Annotated in this window: 22 protein-coding genes; 16 read left to right on the top strand and 6 right to left on the bottom strand. The window is 33.4% G+C overall.

Translation table 11 applies throughout. The features are described 5' to 3' along the window. Positions 1-5 precede the first annotated feature (5 nt). From ACNQF6_RS10570 to ACNQF6_RS10495, 16 genes are all read left to right on the top strand, one after another. Entirely contained in the window at positions 6-734 is a 729-nt protein-coding gene (locus tag ACNQF6_RS10570; protein WP_282712951.1) for a superoxide dismutase, read from the top strand. A 113-nt stretch (positions 735-847) separates the two neighbouring features. Continuing rightward, the gene (locus ACNQF6_RS10565) at positions 848-1,966 is read left to right on the top strand and encodes a VIT1/CCC1 transporter family protein (protein ID WP_417965688.1); all 1,119 of its coding nucleotides are present in this window, start codon (positions 848-850) and stop codon (positions 1,964-1,966) included. Between the two features lie 50 nt (positions 1,967-2,016). Next, positions 2,017-2,496 carry a hypothetical protein gene (locus ACNQF6_RS10560; protein ID WP_417965686.1) on the top strand — a complete coding sequence of 160 codons (480 nt, stop codon included), beginning with the start codon at positions 2,017-2,019 and terminating at the stop codon, positions 2,494-2,496. A gap of 313 nt (positions 2,497-2,809) precedes the next feature. Next, positions 2,810-3,667, top strand: coding sequence for an ATP phosphoribosyltransferase (hisG, locus tag ACNQF6_RS10555; RefSeq protein WP_417965684.1), 858 nt, complete (start codon positions 2,810-2,812; stop codon positions 3,665-3,667). Between the two features lie 107 nt (positions 3,668-3,774). Then, a complete protein-coding gene (gene hisD / locus ACNQF6_RS10550; protein ID WP_417965682.1) occupies positions 3,775-5,067 on the top strand; it encodes a histidinol dehydrogenase in 1,293 nt (430 codons plus the stop codon). Next, complete coding sequence (hisC, locus tag ACNQF6_RS10545; protein WP_417965680.1) at positions 5,057-6,106, top strand: histidinol-phosphate transaminase; 1,050 nt, start codon at positions 5,057-5,059, stop codon at positions 6,104-6,106. Before hisD ends, hisC begins: the two co-directional genes overlap by 11 nt. Before the next feature lie 24 nt (positions 6,107-6,130). Further along, entirely contained in the window at positions 6,131-7,267 is a 1,137-nt protein-coding gene (gene hisB, locus ACNQF6_RS10540; protein WP_417965678.1) for a bifunctional histidinol-phosphatase/imidazoleglycerol-phosphate dehydratase HisB, read from the top strand. Positions 7,268-7,344: 77 nt separating this feature from the next. Next, complete coding sequence (hisH, locus tag ACNQF6_RS10535; RefSeq protein ID WP_417965676.1) at positions 7,345-7,926, top strand: imidazole glycerol phosphate synthase subunit HisH; 582 nt, start codon at positions 7,345-7,347, stop codon at positions 7,924-7,926. Between the two features lie 120 nt (positions 7,927-8,046). Continuing rightward, the gene (gene hisA, locus ACNQF6_RS10530; RefSeq protein WP_417965675.1) at positions 8,047-8,814 is read left to right on the top strand and encodes a 1-(5-phosphoribosyl)-5-[(5-phosphoribosylamino)methylideneamino]imidazole-4-carboxamide isomerase; all 768 of its coding nucleotides are present in this window, start codon (positions 8,047-8,049) and stop codon (positions 8,812-8,814) included. Beyond that, on the top strand, positions 8,808-9,563 hold the full coding sequence (gene hisF, locus ACNQF6_RS10525) for an imidazole glycerol phosphate synthase subunit HisF (RefSeq protein ID WP_417965673.1): 756 nt from the start codon (positions 8,808-8,810) through the stop codon (positions 9,561-9,563). The genes hisA and hisF overlap by 7 nt, the downstream gene beginning before the upstream one ends. Positions 9,564-9,645: 82 nt before the next feature. Continuing rightward, positions 9,646-10,245 (top strand): bifunctional phosphoribosyl-AMP cyclohydrolase/phosphoribosyl-ATP diphosphatase HisIE, encoded by a 600-nt coding sequence (gene hisIE / locus ACNQF6_RS10520; protein WP_417965671.1) that lies wholly within the window; start codon positions 9,646-9,648, stop codon positions 10,243-10,245. Between the two features lie 131 nt (positions 10,246-10,376). Then, positions 10,377-11,510 (top strand): alpha/beta hydrolase, encoded by a 1,134-nt coding sequence (locus ACNQF6_RS10515; protein ID WP_417965669.1) that lies wholly within the window; start codon positions 10,377-10,379, stop codon positions 11,508-11,510. A gap of 51 nt (positions 11,511-11,561) precedes the next feature. Then, a complete protein-coding gene (locus ACNQF6_RS10510; RefSeq protein ID WP_417965667.1) occupies positions 11,562-12,995 on the top strand; it encodes a leucyl aminopeptidase family protein in 1,434 nt (477 codons plus the stop codon). 3 nt (positions 12,996-12,998) lie between these two features. Continuing rightward, on the top strand, positions 12,999-14,213 hold the full coding sequence (locus tag ACNQF6_RS10505; protein WP_417965665.1) for an ATP-grasp domain-containing protein: 1,215 nt from the start codon (positions 12,999-13,001) through the stop codon (positions 14,211-14,213). Positions 14,214-14,359: 146 nt separating this feature from the next. Then, complete coding sequence (locus tag ACNQF6_RS10500; protein ID WP_417965663.1) at positions 14,360-15,406, top strand: alkaline phosphatase D family protein; 1,047 nt, start codon at positions 14,360-14,362, stop codon at positions 15,404-15,406. 58 nt (positions 15,407-15,464) lie between these two features. Beyond that, on the top strand, positions 15,465-17,120 hold the full coding sequence (locus ACNQF6_RS10495) for a M1 family metallopeptidase (RefSeq protein WP_417965661.1): 1,656 nt from the start codon (positions 15,465-15,467) through the stop codon (positions 17,118-17,120). 72 nt (positions 17,121-17,192) lie between these two features. Here ACNQF6_RS10495 and ACNQF6_RS10490 read toward each other — a convergent pair whose 3' ends face one another. The 6 genes from ACNQF6_RS10490 to ACNQF6_RS10465 all read right to left on the bottom strand — a co-directional run bounded on the left by ACNQF6_RS10490 (position 17,193) and on the right by ACNQF6_RS10465 (position 22,991). After that, the gene (locus ACNQF6_RS10490) at positions 17,193-18,068 is read right to left on the bottom strand and encodes a sugar phosphate isomerase/epimerase family protein (protein WP_417965658.1); all 876 of its coding nucleotides are present in this window, start codon (positions 18,066-18,068) and stop codon (positions 17,193-17,195) included. 19 nt (positions 18,069-18,087) lie between these two features. Beyond that, on the bottom strand, positions 18,088-18,981 hold the full coding sequence (locus ACNQF6_RS10485) for a hydroxypyruvate isomerase family protein (RefSeq protein WP_417965656.1): 894 nt from the start codon (positions 18,979-18,981) through the stop codon (positions 18,088-18,090). A 10-nt stretch (positions 18,982-18,991) separates the two neighbouring features. Beyond that, the gene (locus tag ACNQF6_RS10480) at positions 18,992-20,230 is read right to left on the bottom strand and encodes a nucleoside permease (RefSeq protein ID WP_417965654.1); all 1,239 of its coding nucleotides are present in this window, start codon (positions 20,228-20,230) and stop codon (positions 18,992-18,994) included. Between the two features lie 57 nt (positions 20,231-20,287). Beyond that, a complete protein-coding gene (locus ACNQF6_RS10475; protein WP_417965652.1) occupies positions 20,288-21,025 on the bottom strand; it encodes a 3-keto-disaccharide hydrolase in 738 nt (245 codons plus the stop codon). A 32-nt stretch (positions 21,026-21,057) separates the two neighbouring features. Further along, entirely contained in the window at positions 21,058-22,515 is a 1,458-nt protein-coding gene (locus tag ACNQF6_RS10470; RefSeq protein ID WP_417965650.1) for a Gfo/Idh/MocA family protein, read from the bottom strand. A gap of 101 nt (positions 22,516-22,616) precedes the next feature. Then, positions 22,617-22,991, bottom strand: a complete 375-nt coding sequence (locus ACNQF6_RS10465; protein ID WP_417965648.1) for a c-type cytochrome — start codon at positions 22,989-22,991, stop codon at positions 22,617-22,619. Positions 22,992-23,010 lie beyond the last annotated feature (19 nt).

Genomic DNA, 23,010 nt, shown 5'->3' with positions numbered 1-23,010 from the left:
GCAATATGGACAGAAAAGAGTTTCTAAAATCAAGTACGTTATTTGGCGCAGCTGCATTAGTGCTTCCAACTACAAACGCGTTTGCTAAAAATTTATCAGACAATTCTATTGATAAATTAGTTGATGCAAATGGTAATTATATTCAACAAACATTGCCCTACAGTGAAAGTTTTTTAGAGCCCTACATGGATGCTGAAACCTTACACTTACATTATACTTTTCATCACGGTGGCGCGGTAAAAGGAGCAAATAAGGATTTGCAGATGATAAAAAAAGCATTGGATGAAAATAGTTTAGAAACCATTGATTTATGGACAAAAAAGCTATCGTATCACTTTTCATCACACATATTGCATTCCATATTTTGGACGAATCTTACAAATAAAAGCAACATCCCTCAAGGAAATTTGCTAAAACGAATTGAGAAAAGCTTTGGTAGTTTCGACAGATTGAAAGTTTTAATTGCAGCTACCGCAAAAAATGTTGATGGTAACGGTTGGGGAATTTTGGCATATCAACCTTATAGTGACAGTCTTGTAGTTTTACAATGTGAAAACCATGAAAAACTAACGCAATGGGGGGCAATTCCAATATTAGTTATTGATGTTTGGGAACATGCCTATTATTTAAAATACAAAAATAAGCGAACTGATTTTGTAGATGCACTTTTCAATATCATCAATTGGGATAACGTGGCGATGCGATTGAACGACGCGTTGAAGTTAACAAGGTAATAAATTGGATAAGCATTAACATCAAATCAAAAATGCTACTTTAGTTGAAATAATAAATGATTCTTCAGGAATTCTTGTAAAAGGGACTTTTGATATCGTAAATTAGACAAATAATGGACTTGAATAAACTAAAAGATCAGTTGCAAACAGAGGTTGATACGGCTTTTTTGTATGATAGTATTGCTGCCATTCAATCTGAGGATAATCTTAAAAGAGTATTATTGAGTTTGGGTGAAATTGAAAAAAGACATGCGAAACATATGTTTGATAAAGTGTTGACATTTGAACCAAATTACAAAATGCCTTCGCCTTCTTCCAGAGCAAAATTTCAATTGAAGTTGGGTAAAATTTTTGGTTACAGTTCTATAATCAGCAACCTTTCAAGCATCGAAAAGCAGTTTGCAGTAAATTCAATTAAAAATAAGATTAAAAGCGGAGAAAAGCCAACAGGTTTTGAGCACAATCATCTTAATATTATTGAAGCAGTAAACAATAATGCAGCTTTGAATGTTTCGGGTGGCTTTTTGTCCAAATTTGAAAGTCGTCATAAATCAGTAGGCGGAAATGCATTGCGTGCGGCTGTTTTAGGTTCAAATGACGGACTGGTTTCTAATATGAGTTTAGTAATGGGAGTTGCTGGAGCGGCTGTCTCTAATAATACGATATTATTAACCGGTATTGCGGGACTTTTGGCAGGAGCAATTTCAATGGCTTTAGGCGAATGGCTTTCGGTACAAAGCTCGAGAGAATTAAATCAGCGCCAAATTGATTTGGAAACAGAAGAACTCGAAGCTTCTCCCGAAGAGGAAAAAAAAGAATTAGTATTGCTTTACCAAGCCAAAGGAATGAATGCTGTTGAAGCACAAAAACTGGCTGATAAAGCATTTGAAAATCCTGAAACGGCTATTGATGCTATTATCACAGAAGAACTAGGAATTGACAAAGAAGAATTAGGTGGGTCTGCCTGGGAAGCAGCAACAGCTTCGTTTGTCCTTTTTGCTATTGGAGCCATTATTCCGTTATATCCTTTTATGTTTTTAGAGGGGAAGAATGCCATTCTATTGAGTGTAGGAAGCAGTGTTATCGGGCTTTTTGGAATAGGTGCCGCAATTACTTTATTGACAGGGAAAAGCGTTCTATTTTCTGGATTTAGACAAGTTTCTTTTGGACTGGTAGCAGCAGCGGTAACTTATGGAATTGGTTCCTTGATTGGAGTTTCACTAGCAGGATAAAAAATTAGCTTTTTATAAATCAATAGAATATAAACTTTAAATTAAAAATTATGAATGATGCTCATCTACACATGGTCGTAAACCATTTTCCAATAATCGGAACCATTTTTGGAATTGGAATTTTAATAACTGGATTGTTATTAAAAAATAATTCAGTGATTAATACTGCATATTATCTATTTATAATCGCTGCTATTTTTGGGATATTAAGCATGTCAACAGGCGAAGGAGCAGAAGAAATAGTAGAAGATTTTCCAGAAATTGGTAAAGCCATTATTCATGAGCATGAAGAATTTGCTGAAAAATTAGCAATAATTTTAGACTTTATGGGTGGTTTGTCTCTTTTGGCTTTATTTTTGAGTTTCAAAAAGAATTCTAAAGTAAAAATAGTTTCTTTAATCATCCTTGGTTTAGGGATAGTGAGTTTGTTTTTAATCCAAAAAGTAGGAACTTCAGGAGGTGCAATTCGCCATACTGAAATTAGAGAAAACAGCACTGTTTCTGCAGCACTTGATAAAATCCACCAATAGTATTTAAGATTATAAAGAAGAACATAAATAGTATTCATTTAACAAAAATTAGTTTTTAAGTTAAAATAAAAATTGCTTTTAAATATTTTATCACTTATATTTGCAAAAGAATTATTAAAAACAAAAGAAATACAAAAATGTTTACAAATCAATTGCATCATCATCATTTTCATTATTGCTCTCAAGCGATGTGTTAATGGTATGTGTGTAAATCATCATATTCTAAAAACCCGTTTGAGTACATCAAACGGGTTTTTTTATTACCCAAAATTTGTACTCAATCAAAAAAATTAAACAAAAAAAAAGACAAAAAATGAGTACATTAAAAATTGCAATTCAAAAATCAGGACGTTTAAACGAAGACAGCATTCAAATTCTTAAAGATGCAGGTATTTCAATCGATAATGGTATCGACCAATTGAAAGCGGAAGCATCAAATTTCCCTTTAGAGGTTTTATATTTAAGAAATTCAGATATACCTCAATATCTAATAGATGGAGTTGTAGATATTGCTATTGTTGGCGATAATTTATTAGTCGAAAAAGGAAACAACATTGAAGTAATTCAAAAATTAGGTTTTTCAAAATGTAAAGTCTCCGTAGCTGTACCAAAAGCATTTGATTACAAATCCGTTCAAGATTTAGATGGTATGCGTATTGCGACTTCTTACCCTAAAACAGTTCTTGATTTTTTTAATTCTAAAGGGGTAACAGTTGATATTCACCAGATTTCAGGTTCGGTTGAAATAGCTCCTAACATTGGTCTAGCCGATGCTATTGTTGATATTGTTTCTAGCGGGAGTACTTTGTTTAAAAATAATCTAAAAGAAGTAGAAGTTATTTTTAAAAGTGAAGCAGTTTTAGCCGTTTCTCCAAAAGTAAGTCCTGAATCCCAAAAAATAATCGACACCTTAAAATTCAGAATCGAATCCGTTTTAAGAGCAAGAAAATCAAAATATATCTTGATGAATATTCCAAATGACAAAATAGAAGCTGTTGGAAAAATTCTTCCTGTATTAAGAAGTTTAACCGTTTTGCCATTAGCACAAGAAGGATGGAGTAGCGTACACTCTGTAATCGATAAAGATACTTTCTGGGATGTGATTGATCAATTGAAAGAAGCTGGAGCCGAAGGGATTTTGGTTTGCCCAATTGAGAAAATGGTGCTATAAAAAGCCCCCTACCCCCCCGAAGGGGGAATTGAAAAAAAGTTTGAAAATTAAGAAATACAGGCAACCTCTCCTGTAACAATGCCCCCCCTGGGGGTTAGGGGGCTGATATGAATAAAATATACAATCCAAAACCAGAAACCTGGACTTCCATTTTAGAAAGACCAACAAAAACTGTTGATGATATTGAAGCCACGGTCAAAGAAATTTTCAAAGAAGTACAGAAAAAAGGAGATGTTGCTGTAGCAAAATATACGTCGCTTTTTGATAGTGCATCAATCGAAAACTTAGAGGTTTCTAAAGCTGAAATTGAAGCGGCTATTGCATCAATTTCTACCGAGTTAAAAGAAGCTATTTTACTTGCAAAATCAAATATTAGAAAATTTCATACTGCTCAAAAAACAGATAGAGTTGCTGTCGAAACAATCGAAGGAGTTAACTGCTGGCAGGAAAAAAGACCTATCCAAAAGATAGGATTGTATATTCCAGGGGGAACTGCACCTTTATTTTCAACAGTATTAATGCTAGCAGTTCCCGCAGAAATTGCAGGTTGTAACGAAATTGTTTTATGTTCTCCTCCAGATAAAAACGGAACTATAAATCCAGCTATTTTGTATGCCGCAAACTTATGTGGTGTGACTAAAATATTAAAAGTAGGCGGAATTCAAGCTATTGCAGGAATGACTTTTGGAACGGAAACAATTCCTAAAGTCTATAAAATATTTGGTCCTGGTAATCAATTTGTGACTGTCGCTAAACAATTGGCAACTCAATATGGCGTAGCAATCGATATGCCAGCTGGCCCATCAGAATTATTGATTGTTGCAGATGACAGTGCAGTTCCCGCTTTTGTGGCTTCTGATTTATTGTCACAAGCAGAACATGGAGCGGACAGTCAGGTAATTTTAGTTTCTACTTCCAGAAAGCTAATGGATGTTGTAGAGGCTGAAATTCAAATCCAAATGGAAGCGTTGCCAAGAAAAGCAATTGCCGAAAAAGCAATTGCAAATTCAAAATTAATTTTTGTTGAAAATGATAAAATTGCCCTAGAATTAATCAATGAATACGGACCGGAACACTTTATTATTTGTTCTGAATTTGATGATTTTTACAGCAATGGTGTTCAAAATGCAGGGTCTGTTTTTATAGGGAATTATACACCTGAAAGTGCTGGAGATTATGCTTCAGGAACCAATCACACTTTGCCTACTAACGGATATGCTAAAAATTATAGCGGAGTAAATTTAGACAGTTTCACCAAAACAATGACTTTTCAAAAAATTTCTAAAAAAGGAATACAAAATATTGGTAAAGCTATTGAAATCATGGCAGAAGCCGAAGGTTTACAAGCACACAAAAATGCAGTTACATTACGATTAAAAGCGATTGAAGATGAAAAATAATTTTGATATAAATACTATAGTCAGAGAAAACGTAAAGCAATTAAAACCCTATTCTTCCGCACGAGATGAGTTTGAGGATTTTGACACTGCAGATATGATTTTTCTGGATGCCAATGAAAATCCTTTTGAAAATGGGGTGAACAGGTACCCAGATCCACAACAAATGAGTGTTAAAGGGATTTTGGCAAAACAAAGAAATGTCAAAACGAATCAAATTTTATTGGGTAACGGTAGTGATGAAGTGTTGGATTTATTATTCAGAGCTTTTTGTGAACCAAAAACGGACAATGTAATCACTTTACCACCTACATACGGAATGTATGGCGTTTTGGCTAATATCAATGCAGTAGAAAATAAAGAAATTTTACTTTCAGAAGATTTTCAACCACAAATTGAGAAAATCATGGAAGCGGTTAATGAGGATACTAAAATAATCTTTTTGTGTTCTCCAAATAACCCCACCGGGAATTCCTTTTCGGATGAAACTGTAGTATCACTTTTGCAAAATTTTAAAGGTTTGGTTGTGATTGATGAAGCGTATATTGACTTTTCTAAAAAGGAAAGTTGGATTAACGAATTAGATGAATATCCAAATTTAGTCATTACTCAAACGCTATCAAAAGCGTATGGTTTGGCTGGAATTAGATTAGGAATTTGTTACGCATCTGCGGAGGTGATTTCGGTTTTAAACAAAATTAAACCTCCGTATAATGTAAACGAGTTGACTCAAAAAAGAGCTTTAGAACGATTAGATGATGCAGCTAAAATAAAATCGGAAATTGAATCTATAATAATACAAAGAGAGGAGTTACTTAAAGTTTTACTTAATGTAAATTTTGTTGAAAAAATATATCCTACGGAAGCTAATTTTATTTTAGTAAAAGTGGATGACGCCAATAAAAGATACGCTGAATTGATTGCAAAAGGAATTGTAATTAGAAACAGAACAACCCAACCGTTATGTGATAATTGTTTGCGTCTGACCGTTGGAACAGAACAAGAAAATATGAAATTAATTGAGGTGTTAAAACAACTTTAAACCTTAAACTTTAAACTTTTTTTAATGAAAAAAATACTTTTTATAGATCGTGATGGAACAATGGTTTTGGAACCAAATGATTATCAATTAGACAGTTTTGAAAAATTAGAATTTTATCCAAATGCTTTTCAATATCTTGGAAAAATAGCTAAAGAATTGGATTTCGAATTGGTAATGGTTACGAATCAAGATGGTTTGGGAACTGATTCTCATCCGGAAATTAACTTTTGGCCCGTTCATAATTTAATCATGAAAGCTTTTGAAAATGAAGGCGTTGTTTTCAAAGAAGTATTAATTGACAAAACATTTCCGCACGAAAATGCACCAACTCGCAAACCTGCAACTGGCTTGTTGACAAAATATATTGATAATCCGGAATATGATTTAATAAATTCATTCGTAATAGGTGATAGAATAACTGATGTGGAATTAGCAAAAAACTTAGGTTCAAAAGCTATTTTTATTAACAGAGATGAAGCTTTGGGAGGAGATGAAATATCTTCTAAAAGACACGAATTGGATTCGGTTATTGCTTTACAAACGACAGATTGGAAAGTAATTTATGAGTTTTTAAAATTAGAAGAACGTTCCGCTTCCATAGAAAGAAAAACAAACGAAACGGATATTTTTATCAACTTAAACCTTGATGGAACTGGGAAAAGTAAAATCGAAACCGGAATTGCCTTTTTTGACCACATGCTCGACCAAATTGCGCGTCACGGACAAATGGACTTGGAAATCCTTGTGAAAGGTGATTTAGAAGTTGATGAACACCATACTATCGAAGATACAGCGATTGCTTTAGGAGAAGTTTTTGCGAAAGCATTAGGGAATAAATTAGGTATAGAACGTTATGGTTTTTGTTTGCCAATGGACGATTGTTTAGCGCAAGTGGCGATTGATTTTGGAGGTAGAAACTGGTTGGTTTGGGAAACGGAATTCAAGCGAGAAATGGTAGGTAAAATGCCGACAGAGATGTTTTATCATTTCTTCAAATCGTTCTCTGATGGTGCTAAAGCCAACATTAATATCAAAGCGGAAGGAACAAACGAGCATCACAAAATTGAAGCTATTTTTAAAGCTTTTGCAAAAGCAATAAAAGTAGCCGTAAAACGTGATACGGAGAAGATGATTTTGCCAAGTACGAAAGGAATGCTTTAAAAATTATGAATTATAAATTATGAATTATTAAGTGTTAAATCCTTAATGAAGCTTAATTTCTTAATGGTTAAAAAGAAATGAAAATAGTAATCATAAATTACGGCGCAGGAAATATTCAAAGCATTATGTTTGCCATCGAGAGATTGGGATTCAAAGCCGTTTTGAGTAATAATCCTGACGAAATTAAAGCAGCCGATAAAGTTATTTTTCCGGGTGTTGGTGAGGCCAGTTCAGCAATGAAAATGCTTTTAGAAAGTGGTTTGGAAACTTTGATTCCAACCTTGAAACAACCCGTTTTAGGAATCTGTCTGGGTATGCAATTGATGTGCAACAAATCGGAAGAAGGGAATACTAAAGGTTTAGGAATTTTTGATGTTGATGTGATTAAGTTCACGCCAAAAGTAAAAGTGCCACAAATGGGTTGGAACCAAATTTATAATTTGAAATCGCCTTTATTCGAAGGAATTAATGAAAACGAATACATGTATTTGGTTCATAGTTTTTATGCTCCTAACTGTCCTGAAGCTATTGCTATAACGAATTATGAAGTTGAATATGCCTCAGCTTTACAAAAAGATAATTTCTACGGAACACAATTTCACCCAGAAAAAAGTGGCGATATTGGAGAACAAATCCTTGGAAACTTTTTGAAGTTATAAATTTCAATAGCAATAGCAAAATTCAATAGCAATAACAATGAGGATAGTAAGTGAGATTGCTTCGTTCCTCGCAATGACAAATCTGAAATCAAAAATCGTTAATCTTCAATCTAAAATCCAATGAGAATAATACCTGCAATAGATATCATAGAAGGAAAATGTGTTCGCTTGTCAAAAGGCGATTACAATACCAAAATTATATATAATGAAAATCCGCTTGAAGTAGCAAAATCATTTGAAGCACACGGAATTGAATACTTGCATCTAGTTGATTTAGACGGAGCAAAGTCAAGCCAAATTGTGAATTACAAAATACTGGAACAAATTGCTACACAAACCAAATTGAAAATTGATTTTGGGGGTGGATTAAAATCGGATTCTGATTTGAAAATTGCTTTTGAAAGTGGTGCGAATCAAATTACCGGCGGAAGTATTGCTGTCAAAAACAGAGAACTATTCGAAGAATGGATTGCGGAGTATGGTTCTGATAAAATCATTTTGGGAGCAGATGCTAATAATGAAAAAGTAGCGGTATCGGGTTGGTTAGAAGATTCAAATGAAGATTTAATTCCATTTATACAAGACTACCAAAATAAAGGAATTCAGTACATAATTTGTACGGATATAGCCAAAGACGGTATGCTAGAAGGCCCCTCTTTTGATTTATATAAAAAAATACTTAACGAATGCTCTGTCACTTCGAGCGGAGTCGAGAAATTGGCGAAAGCAAGCGGCATAAAATTAATTGCTTCAGGTGGAATTTCTACTTTTGACGAATTACCAAAATTGGCAGAATTGGGTTGTGAAGGAACGATAATCGGGAAAGCAATTTACGAAGGGAGAATTTCATTAAAACAATTGGAAAACTATATTTCAGAAAAATGTTAACAAAAAGAATTATTCCCTGTCTCGATATAAAAAACGGAAGAACCGTAAAAGGTGTTAATTTTGTGGACTTACGGGATGCAGGAGATCCAGTGGAACTGGCCAAAATATATTCGGATGAAGGTGCTGACGAATTGGTTTTTTTGGATATTTCGGCAACGGAAGAAAGAAGAAAAACCTTAGTTGATTTGGTACGTAAAGTGGCTTCGACTATTAATATTCCGTTTACTGTAGGTGGTGGAATTTCTTCCGTTGAAGATGTTGAAATTTTATTGCAAAACGGTGCGGATAAGGTTTCTATTAATTCATCGGCGGTGAAAAACCCGCAGTTAATTAATGATTTGGCACAAAAATTTGGCAGCCAATGTGTCGTTGTTGCGATTGATGCCAAGCAAATTAATGGGCAATGGATTGTTCATTTAGTGGGAGGAAAAGTGCCTACAGAATTGAATTTATTTGATTGGGCCAAAGAAGTTGAAGAACGCGGCGCAGGTGAAATCTTATTCACATCAATGGATAATGACGGAACTAAAAACGGATTTGCTAATGAAGCTTTGGCAAAACTTTCGGACTTAGTTAATATTCCAATAATAGCTTCTGGTGGCGCAGGAAACATTCAACATTTTGTAGATACTTTTCTGGAAGGAAAAGCAGATGCAGCATTAGCCGCAAGTGTATTTCATTTTAAAGAAATTGAAATCAAAACTTTAAAAACAGCCCTTAAAAATAACAATATTGAAGTTAGAATATAAAAATAGGTAATAGAATAAAGAGAAAAGATAATCTGATTAGATGATTTTCAATCTTTAAATTTTAAATCTTTAAATAAAAAATATGAACATAGATTTCTCAAAAAATACAGACGGATTAATTCCTGCTATAATTCAAGACAATGAAACCAAAACGGTTTTGATGCTGGGTTTCATGAATGCCGAAGCGTATCAAAAAACGGTTGATACTAAAAAAGTGACATTTTATAGTCGTACCAAGCAAAGACTTTGGACAAAAGGCGAGGAAAGTGGCAACTTTTTAAATCTGATTGACATCAAAAATGATTGTGATAATGATACATTGTTAATTCAGGTAAAACCAGAAGGACCAACATGTCACAAAGGAACAGATACGTGTTGGGCTGATGAAAACAAAGCTGATTATGGCTTTATTTCGAATTTAGAAGATACAATCCAACTTCGAAGAGAAAATGCTGATTCTGAGAAAAGTTATGTGGCTTCTTTATTTAAATTGGGAATGAACAAAATCGCTCAGAAAGTAGGCGAAGAAGCAATAGAAGTGGTTATTGAAGCAAAAGATGACAACGATGATTTGTTTTTGAGCGAAAGTGCTGACTTGCTTTTTCATTACCTTATATTGTTGCAAGCCAAAGGATTTAAGCTAAATGATGTTGTTGAAGTACTAAAAAGTCGTCAGAAATAGAAATTAGTTTAAGTAATTTTCATGTTTAAACCCAATAGTAAATAATATACTATTGGGTTTTTTCTTTTATTTCAAATTTCAATCCACTATATTTACTATTATTTTAAAATTAAAGTACCACAATGCAAGTGATGAATTTAGATAATATTATATTAAAAGAATTAAACCATCCAATCCTTAATACGGGGCTTTATATAATACTTACGACTGACGAAGACGATGCAAGGCCTGTTTATATTTCAGGAAATTTCAATAATTGGCGTACTCAGGTCAAGGAGTTTATGATGGAGAAAATTGGTAATAATCTTTACCATTATAAATTTTCACATGATTTTGATTATCCTGTCGAGCTTTTGTATAAATTTACGAAAGGGGATTGGAGTGAAGTAGAAATCGACAGTCATGGTAATCGTACCGAAAATCGTTCTACATTAGTGCATACGGGTATTCAAAAAGAACATGTTGCTAGATGGAGAAAAAACTGGTTGCCATTTAAACAATCTTTTTTACCACAAGTTCAGTTAATTTCTGATGAATTTCAAATCCCGCAACTTAATAAAACCAGAAAAATTTGGGCTTTATTACCTCATGATTATGATAATTCAAGTGAAAATTATCCCGTAATGTATTTGCAGGATGCTCAAAATTTATTTAATGAATCAGCCGAATTTGGTAATTGGGAAATTGACAAAAAACTGGCAGTTATGTCTGAGTATAAAATTGGGAAGATTATAATTATTGCCATTGAGCACGCTGAAGAAGATCGAATAAAAGAATACAATGTTGGAAAAACAGTATTGGGAAAGGGACAAGGAAAAAAATACATCCGTTTTGTAACCGACACCTTAAAACCATTTGTTGACAGCAATTTTCGAACAAAAAAAGAACGAGAATTTACGGGGATTGGTGGAAGTTCGATGGGAGGATTAGTCAGTATTTTTAGTGGATTAAGAAACCCGGAAGTATATGGTAAATTAATGATTTTTTCACCATCGCTTTGGGTCGTTCCAGAGCTTAAAATTGACACAAAGAAAGCCAACAATGCCGATACTAAAATTTATTTATATGCCGGTGGCGATGAAAGCAAAACAATGATTGAACATACAGAAAGTTTTAAAGATAATTTGATTTCAAGCGAATTTGTAAAAGACAAATCTAATATTAATTTAAGCATTAACAGGCAAGGAAAACATAGTGAAACCTATTGGAGTGATGAATTTCCTAAAGCAATAGAATGGTTGTTTTTTAATGCAAAAGAGTCGTAGAGCACTATTCATAGGGTATTGAATTAATAGATAGAAAAAAGAAAAGAATAAATGAAAACAAATACATTACAAAACGCAGCTGATTTTTCAGGAACAATTTTGATTCCGGTTTTTGAAACGTATTCAAAAAGCATTGTTCCTATAACTTTTAATGGATTAGAAATAACATCAAAAGTTTTTTTTGGAAAAAAAGATACACACTATTTAGCTGAAAAAAATAACAATGCGTATGTTTTTATTGGCTTAGGAAAAGAGATAGACTATAAATCGTTGAAAACTATTTTTCGCCGTATTTCATCGAAACAAAAAGAAAATTTTAGTTCGAATGTTGCTTTAGTTATACCAGAACAATTCACTCAGGATCAAGTTGAAGCCGTAGTTTCTGGTTTACTTTTAGGAACGTATGATTTAGGTCATTTTAAATCGGATAAAAATGTGCATCCTTTTTTAGAACCAGATTTTAGCTTGAATTTAGTTTCAGAAAAAGATTATTTGGCTACAGCCAAAAAAGGAATTAAAATTGCCAAAGCACAATTGGCAACTTATAATTTGGTGGATTTACCTCCCAACACGATTAATCCTAAATATTTGGCCAATTGGGCTAAAGAAACGGGTGAAAAATATGGTTTTGACGTAGAAGTTCTTGGTTATGAAGCTTCAAAAATTGCAGGTCTTGGTGCTTTTTTGGCAGTTGGAAAAGGAAGTGAAAATGAACCACAGTTTATCATTATGAATTACTCTCCTGCAGCCGATGTGGAACACCTAAAACATGTTGGGTTAGTGGGGAAAGGAATCACTTTTGATACAGGAGGATTAAATATAAAAACAGCGGGAATGCTTCACATGAAGTGCGATATGGCTGGTGGTGGTGCCGTTTTTGGGGCGATGCAATTGATTGCAGATTTGCAATTACCTGTAAAAGTGACTGCAATTGTTCCTTGTGCCGAAAATTCTGTTGATGCCAAATCATTTTTGCCAAGTGATGTAATTCACAGTTATAGCGGACATTCTATAGAAATCATTGATACAGATGCTGAAGGACGACTCATTTTAGCGGATGGATTGTCGTATTTAATTAAAAATTTCAAACCAGAATATATTGTTGATATTGCTACACTAACCGGAAGTAGTGTTGGTACTTTTGGGTATGAATGTGGTGCTTTGTTTACCAATAATGTCGAAATGGCTAAGAAGCTACAAGAAAACGGAGACGCAATAGGAGAGCGTTTGTGGCCTTTACCGCTTTGGGATATTTATAAATCAGATATTGAGAGTGACATTGCCGATGTGAAAAATTATAGCGGAAAACCAGTTGCAGGAGCAATAAGTGCCGCTAAATTTTTAGAATATTTTACCCAAGAACACAAAGCTTGGGCACATCTTGATGTTGCAGGTGTCGCATTTGGCGATGATGAGTTTGCTAAAAGTAAGCATGCTACAGGATATGGAGTTCATTTATTAACTAAATTCATTGAAAATTTATAACGTATGGAAAACTCTAAAACCTTCCTTTGTATTTCAAATTATTTCAAGGGTGCCGATTTTTTAATTAATTTAAAAAAGTTAGGCAACAAAGTCTATTTAGTGACAAGTGAAAAACTGAGAGACAAGCCATGGCCCCATCAACATATCGATGAGATTTTTTATATGGAAGGTCAAGATGTCGATTGGAATTTAGAACATCTGTTATTAGGTGTTGGTAATTTTATGAAGTCAACTAAAGTGGATTCCATTGTTGCCTTAGATGATTATGATGTCGAAAAAGCTACGTATCTAAGGGAAAACCTACGTATTGACGGGATGGGACAAACAACGGGACGTTATTTTAGAGATAAACTGGCGATGAGAATGAGAGCCAAAAGTTGTGGAATTCCTATTCCTGCTTTTTGTTCGTTATTTAATGATCATGACATCAATACTTTTGCAGACACGATTTTAGCTCCATGGGTTTTGAAACCACGTTCTGAAGCTTCGGCAACAGGAATCATAAAAATAGATGACAAAGAGAGTTTGTGGATTCAAATCAATGAAATGGGGAATAACAGATTCAAATATTTATTGGAGCAATTTAAACCTGGCGATGTGTATCATTGTGATAGTTTGATTTCAGAAAGTAAAGTGATTTTTAGTTTGACTTCAAAATATTTAGCCACTCCAATGGAAATTTCTCAAGGTGGCGGTGTTTTCCGTTCAGCTAACATTAAGTACAATTCAGAGGATGATAAAGCCATAAAAAAATTAAATGAGCAAGTGATGAAAGGCTTCGGACTGAAACATGGTGCCGCACATACTGAATTCATAAAATGCAATGAAGATGACCAAATTTATTTTTTGGAAACTTCTTCAAGAGTAGGAGGAGCGCATTTGGCCGAAATGGTAACTGAAGCTTCTAATATTAATTTATGGAAGGAATGGGCTGCTATTGAAGATGCATTGGCAAAAGGAACAAAATACATTTTACCGAAAGTAAAAAAAGAATATGCAGGTATCGTTTTGACATTGTCAAAATTCCAACATCCTAATTTATCTTCGTTTTCAGATCCGGAAGTTTGCTTCAGAGTTCCGTTAGAATATCATGCTGGATTGATTGTAAAATCAGATAAACAGGAAAGGGTTTTAGAGCTATTAGAAGATTATGGTAATCGTTTAGCTAATAATTTTACTGCTGTAGTAGAACAAAACAAGGTAACTAACTTGCATTAAATGTTATTACAGAACTAAAAAAAGCGACTGTTTCAATAGAGATAGTCGCTTTTTTATTTAAAGTTTACGTAAACTAGTAATTTACAGATTTTTATATCTTCGTCAAAATTCTCTATAATAAATAACGGTTTTCATATCCTCCACACATGAAAAAAACGGTTCTAATTTTTAGTTTTTTAGGATTAATTAGTTGTAAAACGTATGATACAACTAGTTTAATTGAATCTCAAAAACCGGTTCAAAATGAATATTATACCATTGCTTTTGGTTCCTGCGACAACCAGAAAATTAGAAATGAACTTTGGCCAGCAATAGATAAAAATCATCCGTCCGTTTGGATTTGGGGAGGTGATAATGTGTATTCGGATACTGAGGATATGCAGTTTCTTAAAAATAATTATGAAATTCAGAAACAAGATTCTGATTACCTTAAGTTTATTAATGACAAAATTGTATTAGGAACATGGGATGATCATGATTATGGAGCGAATGACGGTGGCGAAGAATATCCTTTTAAAAGACAAAGCCAGCAGTTATTCCTGGATTTTTTAGATACTTCAAAGATTACTCCTGAGCGAAAAAGAGATGGTGTTTATACAGCCAAAACTATTGCCGTAAATGGAAATAAAGTCAAAATAATTGTATTGGATTCCCGTTTTTTTAGAACTAAACTAACGAAAGCCACCGATTCTAAAAAACGGTTTCAACCCAATAAATACGGTGAAGGAACAGTGTTAGGAAATGCACAATGGAAATGGTTGGAAAAAGAACTTCAAAATTCTGATGCACAATTTAATGTAATCGTCAGCAGTATTCAATTTCTATCAGATAAACATGGTTTTGAAGCTTGGGGAAATTTCCCTTATGAAATAGAAAAACTAGAGAAATTGATTATTTCGACAAAAGCAAAAGGCACTTTTATAATCTCTGGAGACCGTCATATTGCAACTTTTTCTTCCAAAAATGTTACTGGATTATCCTATCCGTTAGTAGATTTTACCTCGAGTGGATTGACGCATACTTACGCTTCTTTTTCCGGTGAGGAAAATCCTTATGTGAAAGGAGAAATTATCAAAGATATTAATTTTGGTTTATTAAAATTTGATTTTGAAAACAACAAGGTAATCATGCAAATTAGAGGAAAAGATAATAAGCTGTTGCAAGAATATGTTCAAATCTATCCTGGAAAATAAATTTCAGGAAGTTTATTTCTAAATTTTAAAGTTTATTTTTGTCAAAAGCACATTCACTATGAAAAAACAATTCTGTCTTATTTTTATCTCTTTTGTTATTTTTAATGGAGCAAAAGCGCAAGGATTTTTGGAAAAAAAAGAGCAAAAATTCACGAGACAAGACACTTTGCGCGGAAGTATCACAAAAGAAAGAGCGTGGTGGGATGTAAAAAACTACCATCTTGATATAAAAGTAAATCCTGCTGATAGCACTATTTCAGGCTCAAATACAATAAAATATCAAGTTGTTCAGGAATACAATAGGATGCAAATCGATTTGCAAAATCCAATGCAAATTTATAAAGTTATTCAAGATGGTAAGGTTTTAAAATACAGCAGAGAAGGAAATGCTTTTTTTGTCGAATTAATTGCTCCTCAAACCAAAGGTGCTGTAAAAGAACTGACAGTATTTTACGGAGGCAAGCCAAAAGTTGCTGTAAATCCACCTTGGGATGGAGGTATAACTTGGAAAAAAGACAGTAATGGAAATCCTTTTATTGCTTCTTCTTGTCAAGGATTGGGGGCAAGTGTTTGGTGGCCAAACAAAGATCACATGTATGATGAAGTGGATAATATGCTGATTAGTGTAAATGTTCCAAAAAATTTGACGGATGTTTCCAATGGACGTTTACTAAGTGTAAAGCAATTAAAAGATGGAACAAAAACCTATAATTGGTATGTATCAAATCCAATTAATAATTATGGAGTAAATATAAATATAGGTGATTATGTTTCGTTTTCGGAAAAATATAAAGGAGAAAAAGGCGATTTAGATTGCAGTTATTATGTTTTGAGAGATAATTTGGCGAAAGCCAAAAAACAATTTCAAGATGTTCCAAAAATGCTAAAAGCTTTTGAACATTGGTTTGGACCGTATCCATTTTATGAAGACAGTTACAAATTGGTTGAAGCTCCGTATTTAGGAATGGAACATCAAAGTAGCGTAACGTATGGGAATGGTTTTCAAAACGGATATCGTGGTAGGGATTTAAGCGGAACGGGTTGGGGATTAAAATTTGATTTTATTATTATTCATGAATCTGGGCATGAATGGTTTGCCAATAATATCACGTATAAAGATATTGCTGATATGTGGATTCACGAGAGTTTTACAAACTATTCAGAAAGTCTTTTTGTAGAATATTACTATGGAAAAGAAGCTGGATTTGAATATGTTCTGGGAACCAGAAAAGGTATAAAAAATGACAAACCAATTATAGGAAATTATAATGTAAACAACGAAGGTTCTGGTGATATGTATCCAAAAGGAGGGAATATGTTGCATACTTTACGCCAAATTGTAAATGATGATGAAAAATGGAGAGGCATATTAAGAGGCTTAAACAGTACTTTTTATCACCAAACTGTTACTACAAAACAAATTGATGATTATTTAAGTCAGCAAGTTGGAATCGATTTATCTACAGTTTTCAATCAGTATTTAAGAGATACCAGAATTCCAACATTAGAATATTTTTTCAAGGATAATCAAGTGGTTTATCGCTGGACAAATTGCGTTTCGGGTTTCAACATGCCAGTTAAAGTAATACTGAATGGAAAAGAAGAATTACTTCAACCAGTAACAGAATGGCAGCGTGTTCCAGTAAATACTGAAAATTCAAAATTGGAAACAGATAAGAATTTTTATGTTGCCAGTTTTAATATTACCGAGTAAAATAAATAATAAATTATAAAAAAAGGATACAATAAGTATCCCTTTTTTTATAATTTATTATTTCTAAAACACTTAGATTAAATTCTTCTTAATGTAATTAAAACTTGTTACTGCGGATTCTATCGGATTTGGTTTGTAGTTTGATTCGTGCTCTAAAAAGAAACGTTTCATTCCAGAAAGTTCAGCTTGAGCAAAAATCGATTTGAAATCAATTGCTCCAGTTCCTATTTCGGCATTCCAATCAGGATTTACTTTATCCATATCTTTTACGTGCCACATAGTGAAACGTCCGGGATATTTTTTAAATAATTGCAAAGGATCATTTCCAGAACGAAAAACCCAGTATAAATCCATTTCAAAACTAACTAAATTTTTATCAGTTTCATTCAATAAAATCTCATATCCGTTAGTTGCTCCGAATTTTGTAAATTCAAAAGCATGATTGTGATAGGCTAATTTTAAACCTCCGGCTTTACAAAGTTCACCCACTTTATTAATTTGTGAAGCTAGTTTTTTGTAATCATCACCGGTAGTTCCTCTCAATTCTGAAACTATATATGGTACTGTTACGTACTCACTACCTAATAAATTGGCAGTTTCTATGTAATTTTGAACTAAATCCGTCGAACCATCTTTGATCATCGAATTAAAATCAAAATGATTGCTTGTGGCCTTTAAATTATTATCATCCAATATCATTTTAAAATCTCGAACTGAGGTTCCAAAAAAACCTTTGTCGGCTGAGTAACCAAAAGTTTCAACTTCACAAAATCCCGCTTTACCAACTTGTGACAAAACTCCTTTGACATCTTTTGGTAAAGTATCACGCAGTGTCCATAATTGAATTCCGATGGGTCTTTTTTTAGAGTCAAAAGCAAATGTAGGAGCAATGGCTAATGCGCCTAATGCTAAACCAGCATTAATTAAAAATTCTCTTCTTTTTATCATGGGTTATTTATTAGATTAGTTATATATCACAAATTGTAATAGCCTGCTTCAATGAAGCTAGTTTGTCAGGGTTTTTAGGAATAAATTCTTGTCCTACAAAACCTTTGAAACCAGTTTTTGCAATTGCTTTCATTATTGCTTCGTAATTTAATTCCTGTGTATTATCAATTTCATTTCGTCCAGGAACGCCAGCTGTATGAAAATGTGCAATGTATTGATTATTATCTATGATGTTTCTAATCACATCACCTTCATCAATTTGCATGTGATAAATGTCATAAAGGAGTTTAAAGTTTTCTGAGTCCAAGCGTTTTGCTAATTCTACTCCCCATGATGTTCTGTCACATTGGTAATCTTTGTGGTCAATTTTGCTGTTTAACAATTCCATTACCAAAATAACATTATGCTTTTCAGCTAATGGAATTAGTTTTTGTAAACCAAGAACACAATTATTCCAACCTTCTTCATCTGTTTTTCCTCTTCTGCTACCGCTAAAGCAAATTAGATTTTTATAACCGGCTTTAGCTACCAACGGAATCATATCAGTATAGTTCTTTAATAGCGTTTCATGAAACTTAATCTCATTGAAACCATCGACTAAATTAATCTCAGCACCGTTACACATTGTAGAAACTAAATCATATTTTTTCAGTGTAGGCCAATCTTTTGGTCCAACTAAATCAATACCTGCAATCCCTATTTTTTTAGCCTCTATACAAAGCGTGTCCAAATCAAGACTATCAAAACACCAGCGAGAAACGGAATGATTTATATTTCCTTTCAACGTGCCTAATTGTGCTTCTGTACTATTCATTGGCATAGCCAAAACAGAAAATCCAGAAGGAATTCCCATAGCCGCTGTTCCGGCTAATATTCCTTTTATGGCAGATCTTCTATTTAAATTAGTGCTCATTTTTTATTTTTTATACAGCAGAAGAAGTGTCTTCAACTTTGTTTTTTTCGTTGAATAAAAGTGCAAAAAGAAGGAATACTGCTAAAGCAATTCCAGCAGGTATTATCCAAACCATTTCCCAATTTATAGCGCCGTCTAACATTTTATAATTGTCCGTTATCCAGCCAGCAACTGCAAAACCAATCAACATACCAACTCCGTAAGTGGCCAGTGTGATTAGACCTTGAGCAGCACTTTTATATTTTTCTCCTGCTTTTGAATTGGTGTAAATTTGACCAGAAACAAAAAAGAAATCATAACAAATACCGTGTAAAGCAATACCTATAATAAGCATGAAGCTTAAATCATCTCCATTACCATAAGCAAATAAAACGTAACGAATTGCCCATGCTAACATTCCTACCAAGATGGTTTTCTTAAAGCCAAAACGAGTAAAAAAAACAGGAATCAATAATAAAAATAAAGCTTCAGATATTTGACCAATTGCCATTTTTCCTGTAGGATTTTCGACGCCTGCTTCTGTTAAAAATGGATGTGCATTTTGATAATAAAAGGCAAGAGGAATACAAATAAGAATTGATGAGATAAAAAAGATAGCGAAGTTTTTATCTTTCAATAACTTTAAAGCATCAAGACCAATTATATCTCCAATTTTTATTTTTTCATCACTTACTTTTGGTGGTGTTTTTGGTAAAGAAAAACTGAATATACCTAAAACTAAAGCTGCAATTCCTGCTAAAAGGAACGTGTTTTTAAGAAATCCTTGAGAAATTGCTTCTGCAGTATCCCAATGGAAAATAAAACTAATTGACAAACCAGCTAAAATCCAACCAATAGTTCCCCAAACTCTAATATTAGCAAACTCTTTCTCCGGATCTTTCATTTGATTAAAAGAAACTGAATTTACTAATGCTAATGTTGGCATGTATAAAATCATATAACTTAGTACGTAAGTATAAAACATTCCAACCTCTTCAGAATGATACATTTGATACATCAAAAATGCTCCGATAAGATGAAGTATTCCTAAAATTTTCTCAGCATTAAAATAACGATCAGCAATCAATCCTATAATAAATGGTGCAATAATAGCGCCCCATGATTGTGTAGAAAAAATTGCGGCTGTTTCTGATCCAGATGCTTTTAAATTATTCCCCAGAAACGTACCAAGGGTTACAAACCAAGCTCCCCAGATAAAAAATTCTAGGAACATCATTATGGATAATTTAATTCGAGTAGTAGTATTCATTGGTTTTTAAGTTTTTATTTTTTTGGTTTTGGTTAATTTTTAATGTTAAACAGTCTGTTACATACCGGCTTCACATCCAGTTGTTATCTTCATAGAGTTCCATTCTTTTATCTGAATGTTTCTGAACCACACATTATCTCCGTGATCTTGTAATGCAATTTTCCCTTTTTTGAATGCTGCAAAACCTGGCCAAGTAGCAAATTTACTTCCTGATACCAAAGTTTTAAAGTTAGCATCCCAAAGTGTAGTTTCAACTACTTTTACACCATTCAATAACATTGTCAGTTTCCCGAACTTACATACAATATCAACAGAATTCCATTCTCCAATGGGTTTAACAGGCTCCGAAGTACTTTTGATTAAATCATATAAATCACCAGCTCTGTGTTTTTCAATTTTAGCATCTGGATGACCATTATTATCTAATACTTGCATTTCCAATCCTGTTTCATAGGTGTTTTCGAACTTTGTCAAATCCTCATTCACATAAAAAATAATACCACTATTTGCATTTGCTGCGACTTTCCATTCTAATTTTAAATGAAAATTTTCGTATTCTACATCAGTTACCAAATCGCCTCCTTGTCCATTCTGTGCAGCAGTAGGATCAAAATGCAATACACCATCTTCAACTTTCCAACCGCTACCAGCAGTTTTTTTTCCGTAAGTATGCCATCCTGTTGTTGATTGTCCATCAAATATTGATTTAAATCCTTTTGCTATTGGAACTTGTTGTGCATTTGCGGTTTGAATTAGTATCATAACAATTAATGAAGTACAAATATTTTTAATCATTTTTAATTTTTTGAATTAATAATTAATCTTGTTTATAAGGTTAAAGCTTTCCAACCCTGACGATAATCACGTTTTACAAATTGATTAACTTCATCAAAATTGGTAATTTTCATAGCATCATTATCCCATAATAATTTTGCAGAACGTCCCGGATATACTTCTTCTCCAAGTTCCTCTCTCATTACATCATACCCTCTGATTGCAAGATTTGCCATCAATAAAGCTTCAGTTAATGGTCCGGCAATTTCAAAAGGAGAACTCAATTCTTTTTTCCCGTAACCTGCAATTGCGGCTTCAACCCATTGCCTGTAATGACCTTCAGAGCCATCCTTTACTCTACTATATTTTTGAGCTACATTTAGATTTTCATTTTTGCTAAGCGGTAGTAAACGAGGATTTAAACCATACGTATCACACATCATTTTTCCTTTAGTACCAGTGAATAATGTTCCATTTCCACCATCGCCAAAAATTTCATTAGGTCCTAATTCAGTAGGCCTTTCAGGTTGAATTCCTCCATCCATCCAGTGTACTGCAATGTCACCATTTGTTTTTTCTGTTTTTGGAAAAGTTAAGGTTACGTGACTTGAAGGAGGACAACTTTCAGGGAAATAACCTCTTTGAAATTCATCTACATAAACAGAACCAACACTGCATTGAACATCTTTTGCATATTTTAAGTTCAATACACTAAACGGAGCTTCCAATAAATGGCAACCCATATCTCCTAATGCACCAGTACCGTAATCCCACCAACCGCGCCAGTTGAATGGTACTAATTTGTTTACGTATTCTTTGTAAGGAGCAGTTCCCAACCATAAATCCCAATCTAATTCTTTTGGAATGTCCGCTTTATTGACAGACCAAGGAATACCTTGAGGCCAAACTGGGCGGTCTGTCCAAGCATGAATAGTGTGAACATCACCAATTAAGCCAGCTTCATACCATTCTTTCATTATTCTCGTACCATCATTTGAGGCTCCTTGATTTCCCATTTGGGTTACCACTTTATATTTTTTGGCAGCTTGAGTTAAAATACGCGCTTCGTACATATCATGTGCCATAGGTTTTTGAACATAAACATGTTTGCCTAATTGCATTGCAGCTAGTGCTTGTATAGCATGATTATGATCTGGAGTAGAAACTGAAACGGCATCGAAATTTTTATGTTCTTTGTCTAACATTTCACGCCAATCCTTGTAGAATTTAGCCTTGGGAAATGCATTTACACTTGCAGCGGCTCTTCTAGTATCAACATCACATAAAAATGAAATATCAGCTCTTCCGCTACTGGCAAACATAGCAATATCAGATTTTCCTTTTCCACCAACACCAATACTTGCTATTGATAAACGATCACTTGGTGCTACGAACCCTCTTCCTAAAACATGACGGGGAACAATCATAAAAGCTGCAGCAGCTATAGCCGTAGTTTTTATAAAATCACGACGGTTATTTATGATTTTATTTTCGTCTTCTTTTTGTTTCATTTATTTTTTAATATCGTTGATTAATAGAAATAAAATATTGTAAGAAATCGTAAGTTTTAAATAATCTACAACGAGGAAAAATTTACAAACACCTGTTACTATTATTTTTTCAGTGATAAAATATACTTTGCCATAGAAGTTGCATCAGTTTTTTTCAAAGATGAATGCGCTGACATAGGAATTGTTCCCCAAACACCAGATCCACCTTTTATGATTTTACCTGATAAATAAGCAATATTTTTATCATTAGATGGATATTTTTTTGCAATATCTAAATAGGAGGGACCTATTAGTTTTTTGTCTAATTTATGACATCCAATACAATCAGATTTAGCAATTAATTTTTCTCCATCAGATGTTTGAAAAATAGCGTTTGATTTTTTAGTGGCTTTAATATATTTTGTATCTAAATTATCATTAGAAAATGAGGTTAAGCTAATTAAAGCAACCCCAAAAAGCAAATATTTTAATTTCATTTATATTTCTATTTAAGTT

This window comes from Flavobacterium pasteuri (assembly GCF_048286615.1).
GTDB lineage: Bacteria > Bacteroidota > Bacteroidia > Flavobacteriales > Flavobacteriaceae > Flavobacterium.
The sequence above is the reverse complement of the archived record's forward strand: the minus strand, read 5'-3'. Positions and strand labels throughout refer to the sequence as shown.

Excerpts from the sequence above, each read along its gene's own strand:
- ACNQF6_RS10570 (WP_282712951.1), top strand. The coding sequence starts at position 6 with ATGGACAGAAAAGAGTTTCTAAAATCAAGTACGTTATTTGGCGCAGCT.
- ACNQF6_RS10565 (WP_417965688.1), top strand. The coding sequence starts at position 848 with ATGGACTTGAATAAACTAAAAGATCAGTTGCAAACAGAGGTTGATACG.
- ACNQF6_RS10560 (WP_417965686.1), top strand. The coding sequence starts at position 2,017 with ATGAATGATGCTCATCTACACATGGTCGTAAACCATTTTCCAATAATC.
- hisG (WP_417965684.1), top strand. The coding sequence starts at position 2,810 with ATGAGTACATTAAAAATTGCAATTCAAAAATCAGGACGTTTAAACGAA.
- hisD (WP_417965682.1), top strand. The coding sequence starts at position 3,775 with ATGAATAAAATATACAATCCAAAACCAGAAACCTGGACTTCCATTTTA.
- hisC (WP_417965680.1), top strand. The coding sequence starts at position 5,057 with ATGAAAAATAATTTTGATATAAATACTATAGTCAGAGAAAACGTAAAG.
- hisB (WP_417965678.1), top strand. The coding sequence starts at position 6,131 with ATGAAAAAAATACTTTTTATAGATCGTGATGGAACAATGGTTTTGGAA.
- hisH (WP_417965676.1), top strand. The coding sequence starts at position 7,345 with ATGAAAATAGTAATCATAAATTACGGCGCAGGAAATATTCAAAGCATT.
- hisA (WP_417965675.1), top strand. The coding sequence starts at position 8,047 with ATGAGAATAATACCTGCAATAGATATCATAGAAGGAAAATGTGTTCGC.
- hisF (WP_417965673.1), top strand. The coding sequence starts at position 8,808 with ATGTTAACAAAAAGAATTATTCCCTGTCTCGATATAAAAAACGGAAGA.
- hisIE (WP_417965671.1), top strand. The coding sequence starts at position 9,646 with ATGAACATAGATTTCTCAAAAAATACAGACGGATTAATTCCTGCTATA.
- ACNQF6_RS10515 (WP_417965669.1), top strand. The coding sequence starts at position 10,377 with ATGAATTTAGATAATATTATATTAAAAGAATTAAACCATCCAATCCTT.
- ACNQF6_RS10510 (WP_417965667.1), top strand. The coding sequence starts at position 11,562 with ATGAAAACAAATACATTACAAAACGCAGCTGATTTTTCAGGAACAATT.
- ACNQF6_RS10505 (WP_417965665.1), top strand. The coding sequence starts at position 12,999 with ATGGAAAACTCTAAAACCTTCCTTTGTATTTCAAATTATTTCAAGGGT.
- ACNQF6_RS10500 (WP_417965663.1), top strand. The coding sequence starts at position 14,360 with ATGAAAAAAACGGTTCTAATTTTTAGTTTTTTAGGATTAATTAGTTGT.
- ACNQF6_RS10495 (WP_417965661.1), top strand. The coding sequence starts at position 15,465 with ATGAAAAAACAATTCTGTCTTATTTTTATCTCTTTTGTTATTTTTAAT.
- ACNQF6_RS10490 (WP_417965658.1), bottom strand. The coding sequence starts at position 18,068 with ATGATAAAAAGAAGAGAATTTTTAATTAATGCTGGTTTAGCATTAGGC.
- ACNQF6_RS10485 (WP_417965656.1), bottom strand. The coding sequence starts at position 18,981 with ATGAGCACTAATTTAAATAGAAGATCTGCCATAAAAGGAATATTAGCC.
- ACNQF6_RS10480 (WP_417965654.1), bottom strand. The coding sequence starts at position 20,230 with ATGAATACTACTACTCGAATTAAATTATCCATAATGATGTTCCTAGAA.
- ACNQF6_RS10475 (WP_417965652.1), bottom strand. The coding sequence starts at position 21,025 with ATGATTAAAAATATTTGTACTTCATTAATTGTTATGATACTAATTCAA.
- ACNQF6_RS10470 (WP_417965650.1), bottom strand. The coding sequence starts at position 22,515 with ATGAAACAAAAAGAAGACGAAAATAAAATCATAAATAACCGTCGTGAT.
- ACNQF6_RS10465 (WP_417965648.1), bottom strand. The coding sequence starts at position 22,991 with ATGAAATTAAAATATTTGCTTTTTGGGGTTGCTTTAATTAGCTTAACC.